This window comes from Paracoccus saliphilus (genome assembly GCF_028553805.1).
GTDB classification, from domain to species: Bacteria; Pseudomonadota; Alphaproteobacteria; order Rhodobacterales; family Rhodobacteraceae; genus Paracoccus; species Paracoccus saliphilus.
Map to the genome: position 1 here is coordinate 851,960 of NZ_CP067140.1, position 18,102 is coordinate 870,061.

The 18,102-nt window shown below is 56.2% G+C and carries 13 protein-coding genes and 1 tRNA gene; 6 read left to right on the forward strand and 8 right to left on the reverse strand.

Annotated features, from left to right (window positions below; all coding sequences use genetic code 11):
* Window positions 1-15: 15 nt before the first annotated feature.
* On the reverse strand, window positions 16-777 hold the full coding sequence (locus JHX88_RS04015) for a DUF1013 domain-containing protein (RefSeq protein ID WP_076527519.1): 762 nt from the start codon (window positions 775-777) through the stop codon (window positions 16-18).
* Window positions 778-962: 185 nt separating this feature from the next.
* Between JHX88_RS04015 and JHX88_RS04020 the strand changes: the two genes are divergently transcribed.
* From JHX88_RS04020 to JHX88_RS04035, 4 genes are all read left to right on the forward strand, one after another.
* Window positions 963-1,598 (forward strand): ribonuclease T2 family protein, encoded by a 636-nt coding sequence (locus JHX88_RS04020; RefSeq protein ID WP_076527660.1) that lies wholly within the window; start codon window positions 963-965, stop codon window positions 1,596-1,598.
* A 57-nt stretch (window positions 1,599-1,655) separates the two neighbouring features.
* A complete protein-coding gene (gene leuB / locus JHX88_RS04025) occupies window positions 1,656-2,783 on the forward strand; it encodes a 3-isopropylmalate dehydrogenase (protein ID WP_076527517.1) in 1,128 nt (375 codons plus the stop codon).
* Window positions 2,784-3,743, forward strand: coding sequence for a DMT family transporter (locus JHX88_RS04030; protein WP_336389926.1), 960 nt, complete (start codon window positions 2,784-2,786; stop codon window positions 3,741-3,743).
* Window positions 3,744-3,791: 48 nt separating this feature from the next.
* Window positions 3,792-3,868, forward strand: a tRNA-Pro gene (locus JHX88_RS04035).
* A gap of 400 nt (window positions 3,869-4,268) precedes the next feature.
* Here the strand turns inward: JHX88_RS04035 and JHX88_RS04040 are convergent.
* The 6 genes from JHX88_RS04040 to JHX88_RS04065 all read right to left on the reverse strand — a co-directional run bounded on the left by JHX88_RS04040 (window position 4,269) and on the right by JHX88_RS04065 (window position 16,241).
* Complete coding sequence (locus tag JHX88_RS04040; RefSeq protein WP_141225899.1) at window positions 4,269-5,456, reverse strand: hypothetical protein; 1,188 nt, start codon at window positions 5,454-5,456, stop codon at window positions 4,269-4,271.
* Window positions 5,457-6,176: 720 nt separating this feature from the next.
* Window positions 6,177-7,502 carry a restriction endonuclease subunit S gene (locus JHX88_RS04045; protein ID WP_076527513.1) on the reverse strand — a complete coding sequence of 442 codons (1,326 nt, stop codon included), beginning with the start codon at window positions 7,500-7,502 and terminating at the stop codon, window positions 6,177-6,179.
* Entirely contained in the window at window positions 7,499-8,974 is a 1,476-nt protein-coding gene (locus tag JHX88_RS04050; protein WP_076527511.1) for a class I SAM-dependent DNA methyltransferase, read from the reverse strand. Before JHX88_RS04050 ends, JHX88_RS04045 begins: the two co-directional genes overlap by 4 nt.
* The gene (hsdR, locus tag JHX88_RS04055) at window positions 8,971-12,426 is read right to left on the reverse strand and encodes a type I restriction-modification system endonuclease (RefSeq protein WP_272848182.1); all 3,456 of its coding nucleotides are present in this window, start codon (window positions 12,424-12,426) and stop codon (window positions 8,971-8,973) included. Before hsdR ends, JHX88_RS04050 begins: the two co-directional genes overlap by 4 nt.
* Before the next feature lie 756 nt (window positions 12,427-13,182).
* Complete coding sequence (locus JHX88_RS04060) at window positions 13,183-14,427, reverse strand: McrC family protein (protein ID WP_076527505.1); 1,245 nt, start codon at window positions 14,425-14,427, stop codon at window positions 13,183-13,185.
* On the reverse strand, window positions 14,427-16,241 hold the full coding sequence (locus tag JHX88_RS04065) for an McrB family protein (protein WP_076527503.1): 1,815 nt from the start codon (window positions 16,239-16,241) through the stop codon (window positions 14,427-14,429). The genes JHX88_RS04060 and JHX88_RS04065 overlap by 1 nt, the downstream gene beginning before the upstream one ends.
* 258 nt (window positions 16,242-16,499) lie before the next feature.
* Between JHX88_RS04065 and JHX88_RS04070 the strand changes: the two genes are divergently transcribed.
* A complete protein-coding gene (locus tag JHX88_RS04070) occupies window positions 16,500-17,102 on the forward strand; it encodes a tyrosine-type recombinase/integrase (protein ID WP_076527501.1) in 603 nt (200 codons plus the stop codon).
* A 4-nt stretch (window positions 17,103-17,106) separates the two neighbouring features.
* Here the strand turns inward: JHX88_RS04070 and JHX88_RS04075 are convergent, their stop codons facing one another.
* Window positions 17,107-17,577: a hypothetical protein gene (locus tag JHX88_RS04075; RefSeq protein WP_076527499.1), complete on the reverse strand. Its 471-nt coding sequence runs from the start codon at window positions 17,575-17,577 to the stop codon at window positions 17,107-17,109.
* Window positions 17,578-17,789: 212 nt separating this feature from the next.
* On the opposite strand from JHX88_RS04075, the gene JHX88_RS04080 reads away from it, so the two are divergent.
* Window positions 17,790-17,984 (forward strand): helix-turn-helix domain-containing protein, encoded by a 195-nt coding sequence (locus tag JHX88_RS04080; protein WP_076527497.1) that lies wholly within the window; start codon window positions 17,790-17,792, stop codon window positions 17,982-17,984.
* Window positions 17,985-18,102: the final 118 nt, after the last annotated feature.

Consider the following 18,102-nt stretch of genomic DNA (forward strand, 5'->3'; position numbering starts at 1 on the left):
GCGTGGTTGCGAATATCAGCTCTTGTTTTCGTCCTCGTCGTCCTCTTCCTCATCCTGTTCGGGCAGGTTGAAGAAGCTGTCGGCATCCAGTTCCGGCTCGGGCGGCTGCTCGCTTTCGTCCTTCGACAGCGAGAAATTCTCGAGCCCGGCGATCGCGGTCGGCAGTTTCGCGTCGTCATCTTCCATCGCCAGCGAGGTCTCGGTGCTGACCAGCTTGCGGCGTTCGTCATCGGTCATCACCTCGCCATCGGTTCCGCGCTTCTTGGCTGCCTTCTGCACGGCGGCATCCAGTTCGGTCTGCTTGCACAGGCCAAGCGCGACCGGGTCGATCGGCTGGATGTTCTGGATGTTCCAATGCGTCCGCTCGCGGATCGCGGTGATCGTGGGCTTGGTGGTGCCGACCAGCCGGGAGATTTGCGAATCCGCAAGTTCGGGGTGGAACTTGACCAGCCACAGGATCGCCGCCGGACGGTCCTGGCGCTTGGAGAGCGGCGTGTAGCGCGGCCCCCGGCGTTTTTCCTCGCCCTCGGCGGCCGGGTTGTGTTTCAGGCGCAGCTTGTAGGCCGCATCGGCCTCGCCCCGCTTGATCTCTTCGGGGGAAAGCTGGTTCGAGGCGATCGGATCATAGCCCTTGACCCCGGCCGCCACGTCGCCATCGGCGATCCCCTGCACCTCGAGTTCGTGCAGACCGCAGAAATCGCCGATCTGCTTGAAGCTGAGCGTCGTATTGTCGACCAGCCAGACGGCGGTGGCCTTGGCCATCAGTGGCTTGTTCATGTCAGTCTCCTTCGCGTCTCTGCCCCGAACCCATGGCCTGCTTGGGCCGGGAATCGGCTTTTGGCGGGCGCCATTCCTCGGAATCGGGGGAATTGAGGGCGGATATAGCGATTCAGATGCGAAGTGAAAAGAGGAATCGCGCAATGGGGCTAGACGGCGGCCGCTGCCTGGCTAGTTTGGCTGCCATGAGATACCTGTTCCGCGCCGCCCTGATCGCCCTGCTGCCATTCACCGCCCATGCCGAAGATGTCGCGGGCGAGTTCGATTATTACGTGCTGGCGCTCAGCTGGTCGCCGACATGGTGCAGTCTGACCGGCGATGAGCGCGATGCCGAGCAATGCGACCCGGAACGCGATACGGATTTCATCGTGCATGGGCTGTGGCCGCAATACGAGGATGGCTGGCCGCAGGATTGCCGCACGCAGGAACGCGATCCGTCCCGGCGGGAAAGTGCCACCATGGCCGATATCATGGGCTCGGGCGGGCTGGCCTGGTATCAGTGGCAAAAACACGGGCGCTGCTCGGGCCTGTCGGCGCATGGTTATTACGATGCGATCCGCGAGGCCGCCAAGCGCGCGCCGATCCCCGAAGTATTCGACGATCTCGACCGGGATATCAGCTTGCCGCCCTCGGTGGTCGAGGATGCCTTCATCGAGGCCAATCCCGAGCTGACGCGAGACGGGATCACCGTCACCTGCCGCGACCGGTCGCTGCAGGAGGTACGCATCTGCCTGACCCGCGAGTTTGAACCCCGCGATTGCGCGACGGATGCGCGCGAGGATTGTTCGATGCCGAAAATCCTGATGGAGCAGGTGCGCTGATCTTGACCAGCCATCACCCCGGCTCTAACCCGACGACAAGACATTGAGGAGACACGCATGACCACCCCCTATTCGCTGCTTATTCTGCCCGGTGACGGGATCGGCCCCGAAGTCATGGCCGAGGTGGTCAAGGTGATAGACTGGTTCCAGGCCAATCGCGGCATGCGCTTTGACATCGGCCATGACCTGGTCGGCGGGGCGGCCTATGACAAGCACGGCACGCCGCTGGCCGACGAGACGATGGCCCGCGCGCAACAGGCCGATGCGGTGCTGCTGGGGGCCGTGGGCGGGCCGAAATACGACGATCTCGATTTCAGTGTGAAGCCCGAGCGGGGCTTGCTGCGGCTGCGCAAGGAGATGGACCTGTTTGCCAATCTGCGTCCGGCGCAGTGTTTCGAGGCTCTGGCGGATTTCTCGTCGCTCAAGCGCGAGGTCGTGGCAGGGCTGGATATCCTGATCCTGCGCGAACTGACCTCGGGCGTCTATTTCGGCGAACCGCGCGGTATCCATGACGACAACAACAACCCCGAGAACGAGGGCGGCCGCGTCGGCATCAACACGCAGCGCTATACCAGCGGCGAGATCCGGCGCGTGGCGCGCTCGGCCTTTGAGCTGGCGAAGCGGCGCGGCAACAAGGTCTGCTCGATGGAGAAGGCCAATGTCATGGAATCCGGCATCCTCTGGCGCGAAGAGGTGCAATGGGTGCATGACAACGAATACCCGGAGGTCGAGCTGTCGCATATGTATGCCGATAACGGCGCGATGCAGCTTGTCCGCAATCCGCAGCAATTCGACGTGATCGTGACCGATAACCTGTTCGGCGACATCCTCTCGGACGCGGCGGCGATGCTGACCGGCAGCCTTGGCATGCTGCCCTCGGCCAGCCTTGGGGCAAAGATGGCCAATGGCAGGCCAAAGGCGCTGTACGAGCCGGTGCATGGCAGTGCGCCCGATATCGCCGGGCAGGGCAAGGCCAATCCCATCGCCTGCATCCTCAGCTTCGCCATGGCGCTGCGCTACAGTTTCGACCAGGGCGATGCCGCGGTGGAACTGGAACGCGCGGTCGAGCGCGTGCTGGCCGACGGTGTCCGCACCCCCGACCTGATGGGGCCTGACGGGGGCACGCCGGTCAGCACCGTCGAGATGGGCGACAGGATCGTCGCGGCCCTGGCAGCCGGGAAATAGGTGCAACTGACCGGAAATGTTCGGGGCGTATTGCTGCAACTCGCGGCAATGGGGGTTTTTGCGACACATGACGCCGTCATCAAGGTCCTTGGCGGCAGCTACCCATCGCACCAGATCCTGTTCTTCGCCTCGTTGCTGTCATTTCCGCTGGTCTCGGTCATCCTGCTGCGCGACCCGACCTCGGGCACGTTGCGTCCCAATAATCCCGGCTGGCTGGTCCTGCGCACCGCCTGCGCGATCTCGGCCGGGCTTGCCGGGTTCTTCGCCTTCTCGACCCTGCCGCTGACGCAGGTCTACGCGATCCTGTTCACCACGCCGCTGCTGATCACCGTCCTGTCGATCCCGGTACTTGGGGAAAAGGTGGGCCTGCATCGATGGGGCGCGGTGATCGTTGGGCTATGCGGGGTGCTGATCGTCTTGCGGCCCGGCACCCATCCGCTGCAGCCCGGTCATTTCGCCGCGATGATCGGGGCCCTGGCCAGTGCCATGGTTGCGGTCGTCACCCGCAAACTCGGCAGTCGCGAGCGGCCGCTGGTGCTGATGATGTGGCCCATGCTGGGCAATTTTGTCGTCACCGGCGGAGCGTTGACACTCCAATATCAGCCGATGCCTCTGCAGGATCTTGCCCTTGCCGGCCTGATCTCGATCTTCGGTCTGGCGGGTGGGTTACTGGTCATCGCGGCCTATCGCGCGGGCGAGGCCGCCATCGTCGCGCCGATGCAATATTCGCAGATCATCTGGGCCACCTTGTATGGCTGGTTCCTGTTCAGTGAAGTCCTGGATCTGCCGACGCTGATCGGGGCGCTGGTGATCATCGTCTCGGGCCTCTATATCGTCTGGCGCGAAGGCAGCGGTGGAAATTCGGTGAACCGCCCCGCAACCGCGGCACGTTTGCGAAACGAGTCGGTCACCGCGCCAAGAGCCGCCATCCTGCAAAGATTGTTGCATCCTCGCCGTTGACAGGTCTTGCATTCGGCTTCGGCTCGCGCTACCTGCCCACCCTACGGTCGGAGCGTAGCGCAGCCTGGTAGCGCACCTGCTTCGGGAGCAGGGGGTCGGAGGTTCGAATCCTCTCGCTCCGACCAGTTAATATTTGTGTGGATTGCCACGATAGTCGTCCTGTTTCGCCACATTTCTTCCTTTGTGGCAGGATGGTTGACGCTTTCGGAAACAATGAGACACTCAGTCAGGGCATAGTGAACGAGGCAAAGAATTCTTTTTCGACCTTTGATTTATCGTGCCTACTGTCCATTATGCGAGATCCGATCGACTTGGCTAGCAACCACCAAGGAATAACTTGATGTAGGCACTGGTTCCAACAAGTCTGCTCTCGGTTGCCGTGGAGTAAATCGGCATCAGTATCGGCGGCTGAAATGGTTATGAAGGCGGATCGGCCTGCAGCGCTCGCTTGTCCTCGAATGTGTCTGGCTCAATAGATACGCCAATATAGTATTGAAAAAACTACGAACGATTGCACCATGTGCGTCAGGCAACGATGTTGCGAGGATCGTAGAATTCAAAGTGTTCGACTTCCATACGATCTACCCTAGGACGCTGCTCTAAGATGCCATATATATGTATATACCGGCTTAAATCCAACTTCCCATCCGGGGCTACAAGACTGAAGGTGTCAGGTTCGAAATGACAAGTAACTTGCTTGCCACGCACAGACATGATTCTTACAGTTCTAGACTTTTCCGAACCACCAACAATTTTTCCGCTATCTTTAACTTGTTTATTTTCTATATCATGAAGTGCGGCGTAAATTTGCGTAGCATCTTCTTCATCAAAAACAATACTCTTAATCACTCCGTTTGATAGTACGTTCACTTCTACAGAGTTGAAAAATCCGCCTTCCTCTGGAAGGATTTGACTCAAGGCGGAAGTCACTGCAAGATTTTTTGCCATATAATCTGCAAGTGCACCTTCCCCTTTTGCGGCTAATGAAAATTGTCCAAGCTTTTCCGCAAGTAAAAAGCTCATTTTTCGAACGTCGGCCTCAATATCTTCTTTTGAAAGACTTTCTAAATCCTTCCTTCGTCGAACTGAACTCATATTAACTAGCGGTTCATGTATAGATATTAAAAATGATGATAAAGCGATTTCGCAATCGAAGTCGAGTGTTGACGACTTTGAGTGCATCAATTCAATCGGAGTTAGTAATGCGCGAACGGTCGAAAAACTTTTATCAATCAAACCCTTCATCTGTCCCAGTGCAATTGAGTTTTGCTTTAGATTCTTCCCTCTGAATTTTATGGAAAACAAAGCTGTTGCTTGAGCAAGGGTATCCGGCGCCGAATCCATCCAGTGATACAACGGAACGCCTGCCTCTGGCTTGAATTTGGTGGGCACTTCATCGGCGCTTAGTCGCCAGTATGCCTCTATCGCTCCGTGTGGATTGGTTCCAAATATCCAAAAATTGTTTGAGTTAAACGCACCTAGAACAGAAATTCGACCATGCCTAAGCGCATTAATAGTGAGATCATTTGTTTCGCATGCCAAATAATATGAGGTTTCCTGCCGTGACGAAACCTTGTTCAGCAAACAATCTAATACGCCAACATCTGATCTAAAAATGAGAGGCTCATCAAATTCAAAAAGAACATCTTTGGGAGTTATTGTTTGTTCCCTGATGGAGCCATCCGGTTCCCTATTGAATGTCCATTCTCCCATAGGTCAGTCCTCAAAAAGGGGAGGCAGAACGACACGAAACTTGAATGCTATGTCGCATTCGATATTGTACCATAGAGTGCAGTGGCTAGGCTGGTTACGGGAGGGTGTTGCCAAACACAAGCCGTCGCCTTTATTTAAACGACCTTCCGCAACGTATTTTTCGGCAAGAGAAGGTATCACCTTTCGTGCATGATGTACGGCCTCAAGCTCACGCCAGACAGATATTCCCCAATGCTGGCATTTTTCGGGGCGCGCCGAAGGAAGACCACGTTTGACCCAAGAATGAAAATCGACTTCACCTATTTGTTCTGCGCTTACAGCTCTGAAGAATTGCTCATCGTCAACTATATGCTCTGCCTCATGAGGGGGGCACGTGTCCGGTATTCCTTCGTCAAACGTCATTGTACCTAGCATTTCTCATTTGGCGCCGAGCGAGAGCAATCATGCTCTGGGATAGCGGCAAGATCAAGCATTTCTGTCGTCAGTTAATTATGTACGAAGTTGATCAGCCAAAACAATGGTTATATTGCGGTCCTCTTCTACCCATTGATGACTAACTCGCCGCTGTGGAGTCCATCGCCAGCAGAGCGATGAACCTGACATTCGGAGACCATTTATTGTTCGATGATGAGCGGTTTGATACTGGCAAGGCCGGGATTCGGGATATTCTCGACAGCGTGCGCCGGGTAGTTAGGCGCAGTCGGCTCTCCCGAAGCTGGGTTAGACGAGATCATGCGGTGGCCTTTTTTTCCTGCCCTGCTTCGGCTTAAGTGCGACGGCGCGTTCGGCGCGGATGCGGGCAAGGAGAGTTTCGGCGGGTTCGTCATTCGGGTCTTGGGGGACGAGTTTACCGGCGAAGGCTTTGGCCAGAATGCGCTGATCGAGGCGATCGGTCAGTTTCAGGGCCTTCTCGGCCTCGGCGGCAAGGCGGTCGATTTTGGCGAAGCCGGTTTCGATTAGATTTAGCGCATTACGCCTTTCTTCGGTGTCAGGCAGAGGGATGGTCACTGCCTTCAAACTTGCTTGTCCGATGTTTCTCATTGACATTTGATTGCCAGACGAAACTTCTTCAAGCTGTCTTCTGCCTTCTCCACTACGCAAATACCACAGAATCCACGGTTTTAAATGATCTGAAGTATCAAGACGTAAGACCTTGTCGCTAAGGAACAAATTCTTTGGCGCAACATCCACTATGACCACGGCCCCTACCAACTCAACGGTATTGGCTCGGGAAAAGAGCAAATCTCCCGGACGAATTAAGCTACTGGGATCTGGTTCAAACGTGGGCGGGAGTGTTTTAGATTGATCGGGCTGAAATCTGCCCCATGATACGGCGCTTACCTTTACAGTCCCGCGTTCATGCGGCAACGGCGGGCGTTCATCACATCTAAGGTTTTTCCCGGCCTTAATGCCAGTCAATAACGAACCAAGCGCAACACGGTTTTCGGCTGTGGAAAACACCTGATCCAAAACACCCGCCTTATACCGCTCCACCAGCTTTTCGATGGCGGAGAGGTGGGTGCGGGCGGTGGTGGTGCGGGCGGTGAGGGTGACAAGCTTCCGCACAATCCGCCTCTGCTCGGGGAGTGGGGGAAGGGGGATTTTCAGTTCTCCAATGGTCGCAGGACTCACATTCTGTTGAGCCCCGCCCTTTCCATGCAATGCCAATTCTGTCCTGAACGAAGGCGATGTGAGAAAGGCATATAAATAACCATCGAATTGCAGAGCTTTTGTCGGTTTGAGTCTTGCTACGCGCTGGTTCAACGCTGCCGGTAGGTGCTTATTCTGAATACGGGCGACACGCCCTATATTCCCCGTTAAAGACGTCAATATATCACCTGCCGCCAGTTCGAATGCTTTGGTCCGCGCGTCCAGTTCCACAAATTGAGGCTTGTCGCGTGAAACGCGCCCATCTTGGACGTTTCCGATACGAATTAGAAAATGCCCGCTTGGTCGGTACTCCGTGCTCTTGAATGCAAATCCACTTTGTATCGATAATAGTTCTCCAAGTGGTGAAGTCGCCCACCCCTTCGGCAGTTCCGTCATTCTGCCGCCTCCACGACCGGCGCGGGGTCCAGTTCCTCGCTCAGCGCTTCGATCTCCTCCAGCGCGGCACGAAGATGGCCCATGATCGCGGCGGCGATCTCGTCGGGTTCGGTCATCTCGTCCTCTGGGTCGCCGCTTTCATCGCGCAGCCATGTCCAGTCGAGGTTATCGCCACGATCCGCAATCTGCTCGCGCGTCAGTTTGCGCCAGCGGCTGGCCTCTCCCTGATCCTCACGCTCTGACCCGCCCAAGGGATCGGGGCCGAACAGAGTCTCGAATTCCTCGAAATGCGCGGCAGTCAGGGCGTTGGTTTTTCCGAAAGAGGGCATATTGGTGCGCAGGTCATAGAACCAGACCGCATCGGTCGCCTGCGTGCTGTGATTGGCGGGATAGACCCTGTCCGTCACACGGGTGAAGAACAGCACATTCGTTTTGACACCCTGAGCATAGAAAATCCCGGTGGGCAGGCGCAGGATGGTGTGCAGGTTGCAGTTGACCATCAGGAACCGGCGCAGCTCGGTTCCGGTGCCGTCGCCAAACAGGATGTTATCGGGCATGACTATGGCGCAGCGTCCGCCCGGTTTGAGGTTGCGGATGGCGTGTTCAAGAAACGGCATCGGGCCGACGCGCTCGCCCGCTGTCAGTGTGAAATCGGGACGGTTCACATTGCCCGACATCTTGTTGAAGGGCGGGTTGGTCAGGATCACATCGGCGCGACCAAGGTTTTCGCCCGAGGGGGAACAGCTATCCTCGCAGCCGACGAGGCTTTCAATGCCGTGCAACAGCATATTCATGACGCAGAGGCGGTGGGTGTCCGGCACCCATTCATGCCCTCGAAATGCCTGCTTGCGCTGAAAATTGCTTTGGCTTTCCGAAATTTTGAACAGGTCGTCGGTGGCTGCCTTGATATATTGGTCAGCGGCGATCAGGAAACCGGCGGTCCCGGCGGCGGGGTCTTGGATGATTTCGCCCGGTTGCGGTTTGATCAGGCGAATGATGCTGTCGATCAACGCGCGTGGGGTGAAGTACTGGCCCGCCTTGGATTTCGTGGCCGATGTGGTCTTTTCCAGCAGCCCTTCATACATATCGCCCAGCCCGTCTTCCCGCGCGGAAAACCAGTCGAGCTTGTCGATATTGGTAGTCAGAATCTTGAGGTCTTTGGGCAGGCGAATATGCGTCGTGGCATCGGTGAAGATCGCGAGCGTCACCGGGTCATGAGTTACCTTGGGGTTGCCGAGCTCCAGCAGCATGATTTTGTAGTAGTCAAGCTGATCGCCGCCCTCGGTCGTTGCCAGTTTGCGCCAGCTATGGCCGTTCGACAGCCGGTGCTCCTGTTCGGTTTCCTCAAGCATTTTCAGAAAAAGCAGATATGTCAGCTCGTTGACGTAATTGGCATAGGAGACGCCTGCGGATTGCAGCGTTTTACATTCGCGCCAGAGCTTGTTGACGATATCGGCGGTATTCGGATTCATGCGCTCACTTTCCAGAGTTCTTCGTTGAAGTCATGCAGTATGCTTTCAAGCTGACCGTTAAACACCTTGTTGAGCCGGTTAAAGCCCCCGTGGTGCTTGAAGGTGCCTTCGTCGATGGAGGCACGGTCGAGCACGATTTCCTGTGTGATCTGATCGGCGATCCGGCGCAGCCATTGTTTCTGCGGGTCGGTCCATTTCGCCTTGGCCAGAATGGCTTTGGTCGCATTCTGTACGCGGGTTTCAAATGGGATCAGAGCATCGCCAAGTGCGGCTTGGCGGATGAAACCGATGATCGAGGCGGCGATATCTTCATTCGAGGCGTCGTTCCATGCACGGCGCAGGCTGGTTTCGGAAAAACCCAGTTTGTCGAGTTCGAGGCGCAGGCTACGCAATTCGGCGCGGGTCAGATCGCGCGGCCTTTGGACCACGACCGAGAGGGCGGCAATGCGGTTCTGGTTCTCTTTCACGAATGAGGTGAAAGTTTCGAGGAAGTCTTCGGGCTTGTCGTGCTCGCCATACCCCGTGGTGACGGCATGCATGCTGTCTTCGTGGTGTGAAATCGGAAGGAGATTTGGTCCCGAGCCATCCGGATTCCAGTCGAGGATTTTTCCCAATCCAGTGAATTTCTTGGCATGTGCAGCGGCATTTTCCGGCGGCTCATTTTTGAGCCGGTCGCGCAGCTGCTCGGCAGTTTCGCCGGTCAAGTCCTCAATGGATTGCGCCACCTTGCTGGGTAGCTTCCGCAGCTTGCGGTGTAGTTTGGCGAGAATTTGATCCCGGATCAAAGCCTGCTGATCTTCTTCGGTAACAGTCGCCAATTCGTCAAAAAGCTGCTCAAATGTCAGTTTAGGATTGCTGGCGACCGGTTTCATCTGCGTCAGGTCCTGCAGCGTGGCGTACAGATCGACCGCGTCGAAAATGCGGAAAACCTCTTTGCCGATATCGTCGCATCGGCGCGTCGCGCGGCCTAGCATCTGTTCATAGAGAATACGGCTGTTGACGCGGCGGATGAAGACGAGATTCGTGATTTTCGGCACGTCGATGCCCGTGGTCAGCAGGTCAACGGTCACGGCGATCTGGGGGAAGGCATCGTTGCGGAAAGACCGGATCAGCGTGCCGACCTTGTCAACGCTGCCGGTGATCTTGCGGATGGCGGAATCCTCAATCGAGCCATATTGCGCGGCGAAGGCTTTCTTCAGCTCGTTGACGATGATGTCAGCGTGCGCGTCGGTGGCCGCGAAAATCAGCGTTTTGCCTTCAAGGCTCGGATCAATGTGCTTGGCGAGCTCTTCGGCGACAACTCGATTAAACGGCTGGGTAATGACCTTGCGGTTGAAAGACTCGACCTGAAAACTCAACTCATCCGGTGCGGTTTCCGTCTGGACCTCGCCCGTCTTGCTGTCCAGCAACTCGACATCCTCACCGGCGTCAAATGTAATCCCTGCCTTGGCTAGCGCGGTCTGGAACCGGATCGGAGGCTCGTGGTCAATCAACCAGCCATCGATGACGGCCTCACGGTAGCTGTAGGTATAGATCGACTCGCCGAAAATCTGTGCGGTATGCAGTGCAGGCGTTGCGGTAAGGCCGATCTTAACTGCGTCGAAATATTCGAGGACGCGTCTGTACTTGGAGATATAATCTTCCTGATTTCGGAAACTCATCTCCGCATCCGACATCTCCCGATCAAGCAGATAGCCCCGGTGACATTCATCAATCACCATCAGATCATATTGGCCGATTGGCGGCACATCGGCAGGGTCGTTATTATAGAGGACTCGTTTAACCAGTCCCTGAATGGTGCAGATGTGGACTCGGGTTTCCGGATCGGGCCGGATATCCTCGAGCCCCATGATGCCGAATAACTGGCCGAAGGTCTTAGGTCCTTCAATCGCGGTGCTCATGAATTCGTCGCTGGTCTGCGTGCCAAGGGCCGAGCGGTCCACGACAAAGCAGATACGGCGGAACCTTTTCGTCGCCAGCAAGCGGTAAAGCATCGCGATAGCAAGTTTGGTCTTGCCGGTCCCGGTGGCCATCGCCACCAGCATTTCCCGCCTTTCCGTAGCAAGCGTCTTTTCCACGGCCTTGATTGCGGCTTTCTGATAGGGGCGAAGCTGGAAACCAAAATCGAATGATCTGGCTTCCAGTGCCTCCTGCGCCTTCTGTTTTTCGACCTCTAGCATTGACAGCAACTCATCGGGGCGGAACCAGCCCATCAATGCGCGTCGGAGATTGCTGGCGAGGCGGACATCACGGAACCAGATGCCGCTTTCTGTCTCAACCTGCTTGAGATAAGGGCGGCCATTGGTCGCAAAGACAAACGGTACAGAGTAGCCGTCATCCCAGCTCTCTGCATTTTCTGGCCATTCGAAGCCTTTTGAATATCTTTCGGCTTGGTCGATGGCCGCCGAGACGTTCTTGCGATAACGCTTGGCCTCGACAATTCCGACGCATGTTTCCCCGGCAAACAGTGCGTAGTCGGCTGGTCCGGATTTCGTGGGCCACTCGGCGATTGCCAGATTGCGGCCTTTGGCCGGGCGAACACCCTTACTGTATCTGATGTCGATGCTGTTGGCTTCCCAGCCGCTGTCCCGGAGTTGTTGGTCAATCAGTGCGCGGGTAGCTTGCTCATCGGGGTCAATGACGCTTGCGGCCTCATGCCCAGCTTTTGCAATGGATGCTTTTTGGGCCGGGGCCTGATGCTGTGCCTTGGAGACGAATTGCTGAAGTTGACGGTCTGCGTCCTGAGCGAGCGCTTCCCAGGTTTTGCGTTCTTCGATCTCCCGCCGATGCCGCGCCTCGGCCGTTTCTGCCGCGAGAATGGCCTGCTGTCGCTCTTCTTCGGCTTTTTGCGCAGCTGTCAGAGCCTCATTTCGTTCGGCGCGAAGACGATCCAGCTCTTGCTGCAATTCCGTGTTGCTGTCGGATGGCGGTTGCGGCGGAATGAAAGGCCCTGTCGAGAACTCATGGTCCGGGGTGCTCGCACGAACATGCCAAACGCCAAGCTGCACGGACATCTTAAGACAGGTGAGCGCATCCCGGTGATTGCCCTTTCCTTCGTGAACCGCCGTATTTCCCCGCTTGCGGATATAGTGAAGGACATCCAGAACCTGCTCTGGTGCTGCCCGTTCATATTTCAGGCGCCGCAAGAGATCGGATTGGGTGTCACTATGCTGCGGTTCTATCCCGACAAGCGCAGCATGTCGCTGCGTGAGGCGTTCGGCAAACTGCCTGAGTTTTATGATGCTCGTACTCGGATCGTCCTGAAAATAACTCTCGGCCAATCGCCCCAGATTGGCAAGCTCGCCATCGAGGTGATCCAGGAAACCAAAATTACCGACCGACTGTCCCATAATGCAATTGTTGCGTTTGTTATCCTGCAAATGCAACGAGATAGTGGAACAATAACTTGGATCTTCGTCGCGGCGCTTTGCAGAATGCGTTCCGCGGATCATAATATACTCTGAACCGATTTGAGAATGAAGGTGACCGCATGGAACAGGATGATCGGCATAGCAGGCCCGCAGTGACGCACCACGCGAATGATCTGCGGCTCCGGGTGCACCAACTCCAGAAACGTGCCGAGGCGGAAGGCTTTCGGGCGAGCTCCTCCCCTTTAGAAAGAAAGGCCTTCATGGACGAGAGCTGGGGGGAGGCCGATGAAACACGCTGAGTCAACCGGAAGATAGTGACCGACCGGTCGTCATGGCCTGCGAAGATTCGCGCCGGGATCAAGATCACGCGGCAAGCGGGGCAACGAACTGGGCCTACAGCAACTGGCCTCGCACCGAGTTCACTATCGCGCTGGATCTTCGCTGACGCCAAGACATGTTGGTTGGGTGAAATCTGGCTTTTCGCCTGGCGCCCGGCTCAATTGGTTCCAGATCACCGGGTCGCGGTAATCGAGAACCGGATCCCCGCTTCTGATTCTCGCCTACTGGTAGAATTCCCGCAGCAGGATCACGTAATCAGCGAGGAAAATGACGGGGTCGAACAGGCTCTGACATTCCGCATCACTCAGATACTGAATTTCGTCTAGATCTATCACCTCGCGAGCGCGGCGATGAATTCCGCCTCGCTGAATTCTTCCGGCAGGCGTCGCGAGAATTCCAGAGAATTCATTTCGGTCTCTCCTCGGTCCAAATTGCTTTCTGGAGTGCAAAAACTCTTTACAGAACACGCGTTTTGTAAAGTATCTGTGCTGACAATTCTTACTTATAATTTTGCGTGACGAGCTGTCGCGCTAGCGTTTCCCAATCCTTCCTTGTCTGAGTGACCCGCAAATCGACCAGCCGAATTTCTACCTGTCGATCTGTGGCGGTATATTGCCACACCGTTGGCTGCCGATCCTGTGCAGTTCCCGGATACAGAAGTATGACGCGGTTGGCGTCATAAACCGCCCCGTAGGATGCGAGCTGATAGAGGTCGGCTTGGCTGACTTTGGAGACTGATCCGATTGGATCGCCAAGATCCTTCCACTTGGTATCAACGATCAGCGGTCCGGCATCGGTTTCGATCACGATGTCGGGGATCAATGGGTAAGCCCCGTGCTGCAGCAATGTGTACGTCCGGCGTTGCACCGACACCGTTCCTGCAGGCAGCACCCTTTGCAGCCAGCGCGATACATAGCGCTCGAACAACAGGTTCATTGGAAACAACAGGGCCACTCCAGTGAAAGTGCCGTATGTCGTATTTTGCCACACCGCCTCAAGCAACATGCGTGCCAAAGTATGAGTGTCGCGGAAACGTTCATTCAACCGATTCCAGACGATCCGCTCCTTTAACGGTGCGCGACTTTGCGGAATTCCCGCAAACCGTTCTGTTAGACTGGTAATACGCCGACGAAGCGGTTCAGTTCGCGCGAAGGAACCGAGATACAAAAGGCACGTCTTGAACAGGCGGTTCAAAGGTGTGTTCTCGGAAAATTCTTCGAAACGGCAATGCAGCCGGGAAGGATCAATCGCACGGCGCAGTATCTGTTGCCGTAGATCAAGATTGCCACGCAACTTGGGCAACAATTCCTCTTTCGGGACATAGGCCCGCATGAGTCCAGTCTGCACCTGTTGCGCAAGACGCGTCACAAACAAGTTGATGAATACTTCAAGGAGATCATTGTCCTGTGTGCTCAAGCCAGTGATTTGGCCCTCCGAAAGTGGAACATCAAAAGCCAAGGCGAGCATCCGGATTAGGGTCGCGCGCAACGCACCGTCGTTATCCTTCAGCTTGGGCAGGATTTCCAAAGAGATTCCCGGCGCAGCAATGATCCCGCAGACTTGTCGTGTTTCCAACCGCCGGAAGCCCCGCGCCAACACACCGTTTTCGGGAACACCAAGTCGCCTAGCTGCTGTAATCGCAGCAAGATGGAGTTGCTCCGCCTGTAGTTCACTTATGCCCTCCGGCCCGACAGGCAGGGACGACCATTCCGGCACCGTATAGTGGTGACGGCCAGGCCACATTATGATCGATCCAGAAGCGTGATGTAAGCCTCTTCCGGATAAGCCCCCTCTTCGCGATAAATGTCCGAATAACGATACCGATCCTCCGCATAACCTTCCGCCCCGTTGGGGACAGGCAGCTGCGACCGCGATAGAAAGCCGTCGCCGCCTCCCAGAACGATCCGGACACGTTCGAGATCATCATGAAAGTACTCGCGCAGCAGAGGGATGACCTTGAAGGCCATGATCCGGTCGAGATCGGCTTTCGTCTTCGCCTCCATAAACCATGCGTGGCCGATCTGAGCGTCCTCACCGAGGAAATAAATCAGTCGCTGGTTGATGCTTGTTAGGACGGCCGCCAGATCGAGCGCACTGTCATCGAGTTCGATATCCACGAGTATCGACATATCAGGTGGCAGCTCTTCAAAGACGAATCGGCGTCGTAATGCTGTATCCAGCAGCGAGATCGAGCGATCCGCGGTATTCATGGTGCCAAGGATGTAAAGGTTTCGTGGCAAGCAAAAGGCGGATTTCGAATAAGGCAATGTCACCGTTGTCGCTGCTGATGCCCCCATTCTCTTGTCGCTCTCGAGCAGTGTGATGAGTTCGCCCAAGACCTTGGAAATGTTCGCGCGGTTGATTTCGTCGATGATGAGAACATGATTGCCTTGTTGTTCCGACGCACGCTCTGCCATTATTTTGAAGATTCCAGCTTCCGGCTCGAGGGTGAAACCCGCGCCTGACGCCATCGGGCGAGGCCGCAGTCCCTCGACAAAGTCCTCATAGGTATAGCTCTGATGGAAAGTGACGAAGCCGATGCGTTCGTCCTTGACCAATTGGTTGTATGCTTGACGCATAGCGATCGGGTCTTCCGGTGCCTGCCCCAGACAAATCTCGACAGCACGTCTCGCGGTGCTGAATGTTTTTCCTGTACCAGGTGGGCCGTAGAAAATCGTATTCAGTTCATGGTTGTTCCAGGGTGGAACGACCTCATCCTCGTTCATTTCCTGTGCAGAAGTTTTCTTTTTCTTTTTAGGTTTCTGCCAGACGGTCCTGAAATCCCCTTCGTAAAAATCGACCCGCGAACCGTGTTTTGCCTCAAGTTCCTTCCGCAGTGTTACGAGCGCCGCATCGAGCTCAACAAAACTCATGCTTCGCACTTCCGCCGGCGAAGCTGCGCCAAAGCCTACAAGGATGTCACGCTTATTCGATGCAGCACTGATGCGCTCATAGTCATCAGGGAAAAACAGAAACGGCAGGATGTGCCGCAATTGACGGTTATCACCTTCGACATGCACGTCCATCCATGAAGCGAATGCTTCTCCGTCAGAGACTAAATGACGACGCTCGTTCTCGGGTTTCGCTTTCAGATCCTGCATGGCGGTTATCAGTAGGACGAGTTCGCGCCATTTATTGTTATTATATCCCTGTCCGGCGCGCCCGACGCCTTGAAGTACTGGGTCGGTAAGTGCCGCAACCTCTGGCTGCAGTTCCCCGCCGGACCATGACCAGACTTCGCGAACCTTTTGATCTTTGGTCGAGGGGGCGACATCAGAGCGCTGGAACGCGTAGAGCAACCAGATCAACTCGGCCATCAGACAGCGGCCGTCGCTCGTGGAATCAGAAAGCTGAGCTTTGAGCTTCTCGAAAAAATTTCCGTCGCCGGCGTCAAGGTTTTGGACATAGGTTCGCTGGAGTCCGGCAAAGTTATCAGCGGTCCAAAGTGACCGACCTGGTGATAGAAGCGAACCATCATTGATCAGGCAATCGGTGCGAAGGCGATCCATCGTTTCATAAAGCGGCGAAAGGTCGGCGCTTGGATTGTATCGAGCCATGGTAAATCCCGGTGCAAAAGCGGCCACTGCCTCAGCATACGAGTACCGGGGCGAGGCCGGCAATCCCACTTCTGCACCACCCTCTTGATCTCACAAAAAAATCTACGCCTTTGAGAAGTGAAGCTAACCGTTACAGCCTCAAGGCTCGTCACCCGTAGCGTTTCGCGATAGGCTGAACAGGGATTAAACTCTTTACAGAAAGTGCGTTTTGTCGAGAGTCGGGGAAAGCGACCCCGGCAATTCCAGGGCAGGTATCACATGAGCGATCCGCGTCCCAACCGGCCTTTTGTCAAGAGTGGCGGCACCGAGCCGGTCGATGCGCATCGGCGCGACCGGGATTACCTGACCCCGGCCGAGATGACGCGGCTGCTGGCGGCGGCGAAATCCGGTCGGCACGGCGCGCGCGATCATCTCATGCTGTTGCTGATGTACCGCCACGGGCTGCGGGTCAGTGAGCTGATTGCGCTGCGGTGCAATGATCTCGACCTCGCATCCGGACACATCTGGGTCCGGCGGCTGAAACGCGGTCTTGCCACCAACCAGCCCTTGGCCGGAGACGAGCTCCGTGCCCTGCGGCGTGTCTTGTCGGTGCGGCAGGATGCTATGCTCTGGCTGTTTCTCTCGGAACGTGGCCAGCCGCTGACCCGCCAGGCCGTCAACTATCTCATTGCCGCGATCGCCAGGCGGGCCGGCCTCGGGCCGGTCCATCCGCATATGCTGCGCCATTCCTGCGGCCATGCGCTTGCCCATGCCGGGCGCGACCTGCGCCTGATCCAGGATTATCTCGGCCATCGCGATCCCCGCCATACCGCCCGCTACACCCGCACCGCGGCCAGTCGCTTCACCGGTCTCTGGGATTGAGCTGCTATTGTGCGGGCCTTCGAACCGCGGCGCGATAGCGCCGGCCAAATGTTCGAGGATCCATCCCAAGCTCACGCGCCGCCCCCGCGTAATTTTTGTGGTTGGCATATGCATCCCGCAAGATTTCATCCGCCACCTGCCTGCTCGGTCTTCCACGATGTGACGGAATACCCAGTTTCCCGCGTATGTCCGCAATCCATTTCGCATCGACCGCGTGCAGCGCTGCAAGCTCGCTATCGTTTTTTCCATCGCGTATCTGAGTGCGCAGGAGTTCCATGAAATCAAATCCAAAATGCTCCAGCGCCTGAATCAATTGGCGGCGCGGTGCCGGAAAATGTGCTTTCAGCGCGGCAAGGGAACTCGTCTCTCGAATGATCTTCAGAAACTCGTCGGGTGCATGGAAATCGGCGTGGTTGTGACCACCCACAGCCAGGCGATCTTCGATCGGTTTCACCCAGTGTTTTGTCCACGCCATGTGCCCTCCCTCGGAGTGCAAAAATCCGGTGATATCAACATTGCCAGTATTTTGCTGACTTTACCGTAATTTTGCACGTATTTTCGCTATCGCCCCTTCATTGATTGACGTGATTCGCCAAAACGTGATTCTCTTCATGCACCGGCAACTAACTTTGCTAGGAGGCTCTATTGGAAGCGCCATGCGTACATCCCGATCATGAACGCCTAAAGATGGAATTGCGTATCCGGGGTACGTCATTGAGCAAGATCGCCGCAGAGATGGGCGTCCTTCCAGGATCCGTGACGACCGTCAGCCAGGGGCTGCGACGCTCCAAGCGCATCGAAGCCGCCTTGGCTAGGGCGGTCGGGAAGCCGGTCGAAGAGGTTTTTCCCGGCAGGTACAGCAACGAGAAAGGAGCAAGCTAATGTAGCTATTTGCACAAAAAACGACCCCGAAAGCTGTCGCTCACGAGGCCGCTAATCGATTGGTACTCGATAGCTCATCCTCCCGCGACAGCTTCAGAAAGTCAAGCCTGAGTGCCGC

Excerpts from the sequence above, each read along its gene's own strand:
- JHX88_RS04015 (WP_076527519.1), bottom strand. The coding sequence starts at position 777 with ATGAACAAGCCACTGATGGCCAAGGCCACCGCCGTCTGGCTGGTCGAC.
- JHX88_RS04020 (WP_076527660.1), top strand. The coding sequence starts at position 963 with ATGAGATACCTGTTCCGCGCCGCCCTGATCGCCCTGCTGCCATTCACC.
- leuB (WP_076527517.1), top strand. The coding sequence starts at position 1,656 with ATGACCACCCCCTATTCGCTGCTTATTCTGCCCGGTGACGGGATCGGC.
- JHX88_RS04040 (WP_141225899.1), bottom strand. The coding sequence starts at position 5,456 with ATGGGAGAATGGACATTCAATAGGGAACCGGATGGCTCCATCAGGGAA.
- JHX88_RS04045 (WP_076527513.1), bottom strand. The coding sequence starts at position 7,502 with ATGACGGAACTGCCGAAGGGGTGGGCGACTTCACCACTTGGAGAACTA.
- JHX88_RS04050 (WP_076527511.1), bottom strand. The coding sequence starts at position 8,974 with ATGAATCCGAATACCGCCGATATCGTCAACAAGCTCTGGCGCGAATGT.
- hsdR (WP_272848182.1), bottom strand. The coding sequence starts at position 12,426 with ATGATCCGCGGAACGCATTCTGCAAAGCGCCGCGACGAAGATCCAAGT.
- JHX88_RS04060 (WP_076527505.1), bottom strand. The coding sequence starts at position 14,427 with ATGTGGCCTGGCCGTCACCACTATACGGTGCCGGAATGGTCGTCCCTG.
- JHX88_RS04065 (WP_076527503.1), bottom strand. The coding sequence starts at position 16,241 with ATGGCTCGATACAATCCAAGCGCCGACCTTTCGCCGCTTTATGAAACG.
- JHX88_RS04070 (WP_076527501.1), top strand. The coding sequence starts at position 16,500 with ATGAGCGATCCGCGTCCCAACCGGCCTTTTGTCAAGAGTGGCGGCACC.
- JHX88_RS04075 (WP_076527499.1), bottom strand. The coding sequence starts at position 17,577 with ATGGCGTGGACAAAACACTGGGTGAAACCGATCGAAGATCGCCTGGCT.
- JHX88_RS04080 (WP_076527497.1), top strand. The coding sequence starts at position 17,790 with ATGGAATTGCGTATCCGGGGTACGTCATTGAGCAAGATCGCCGCAGAG.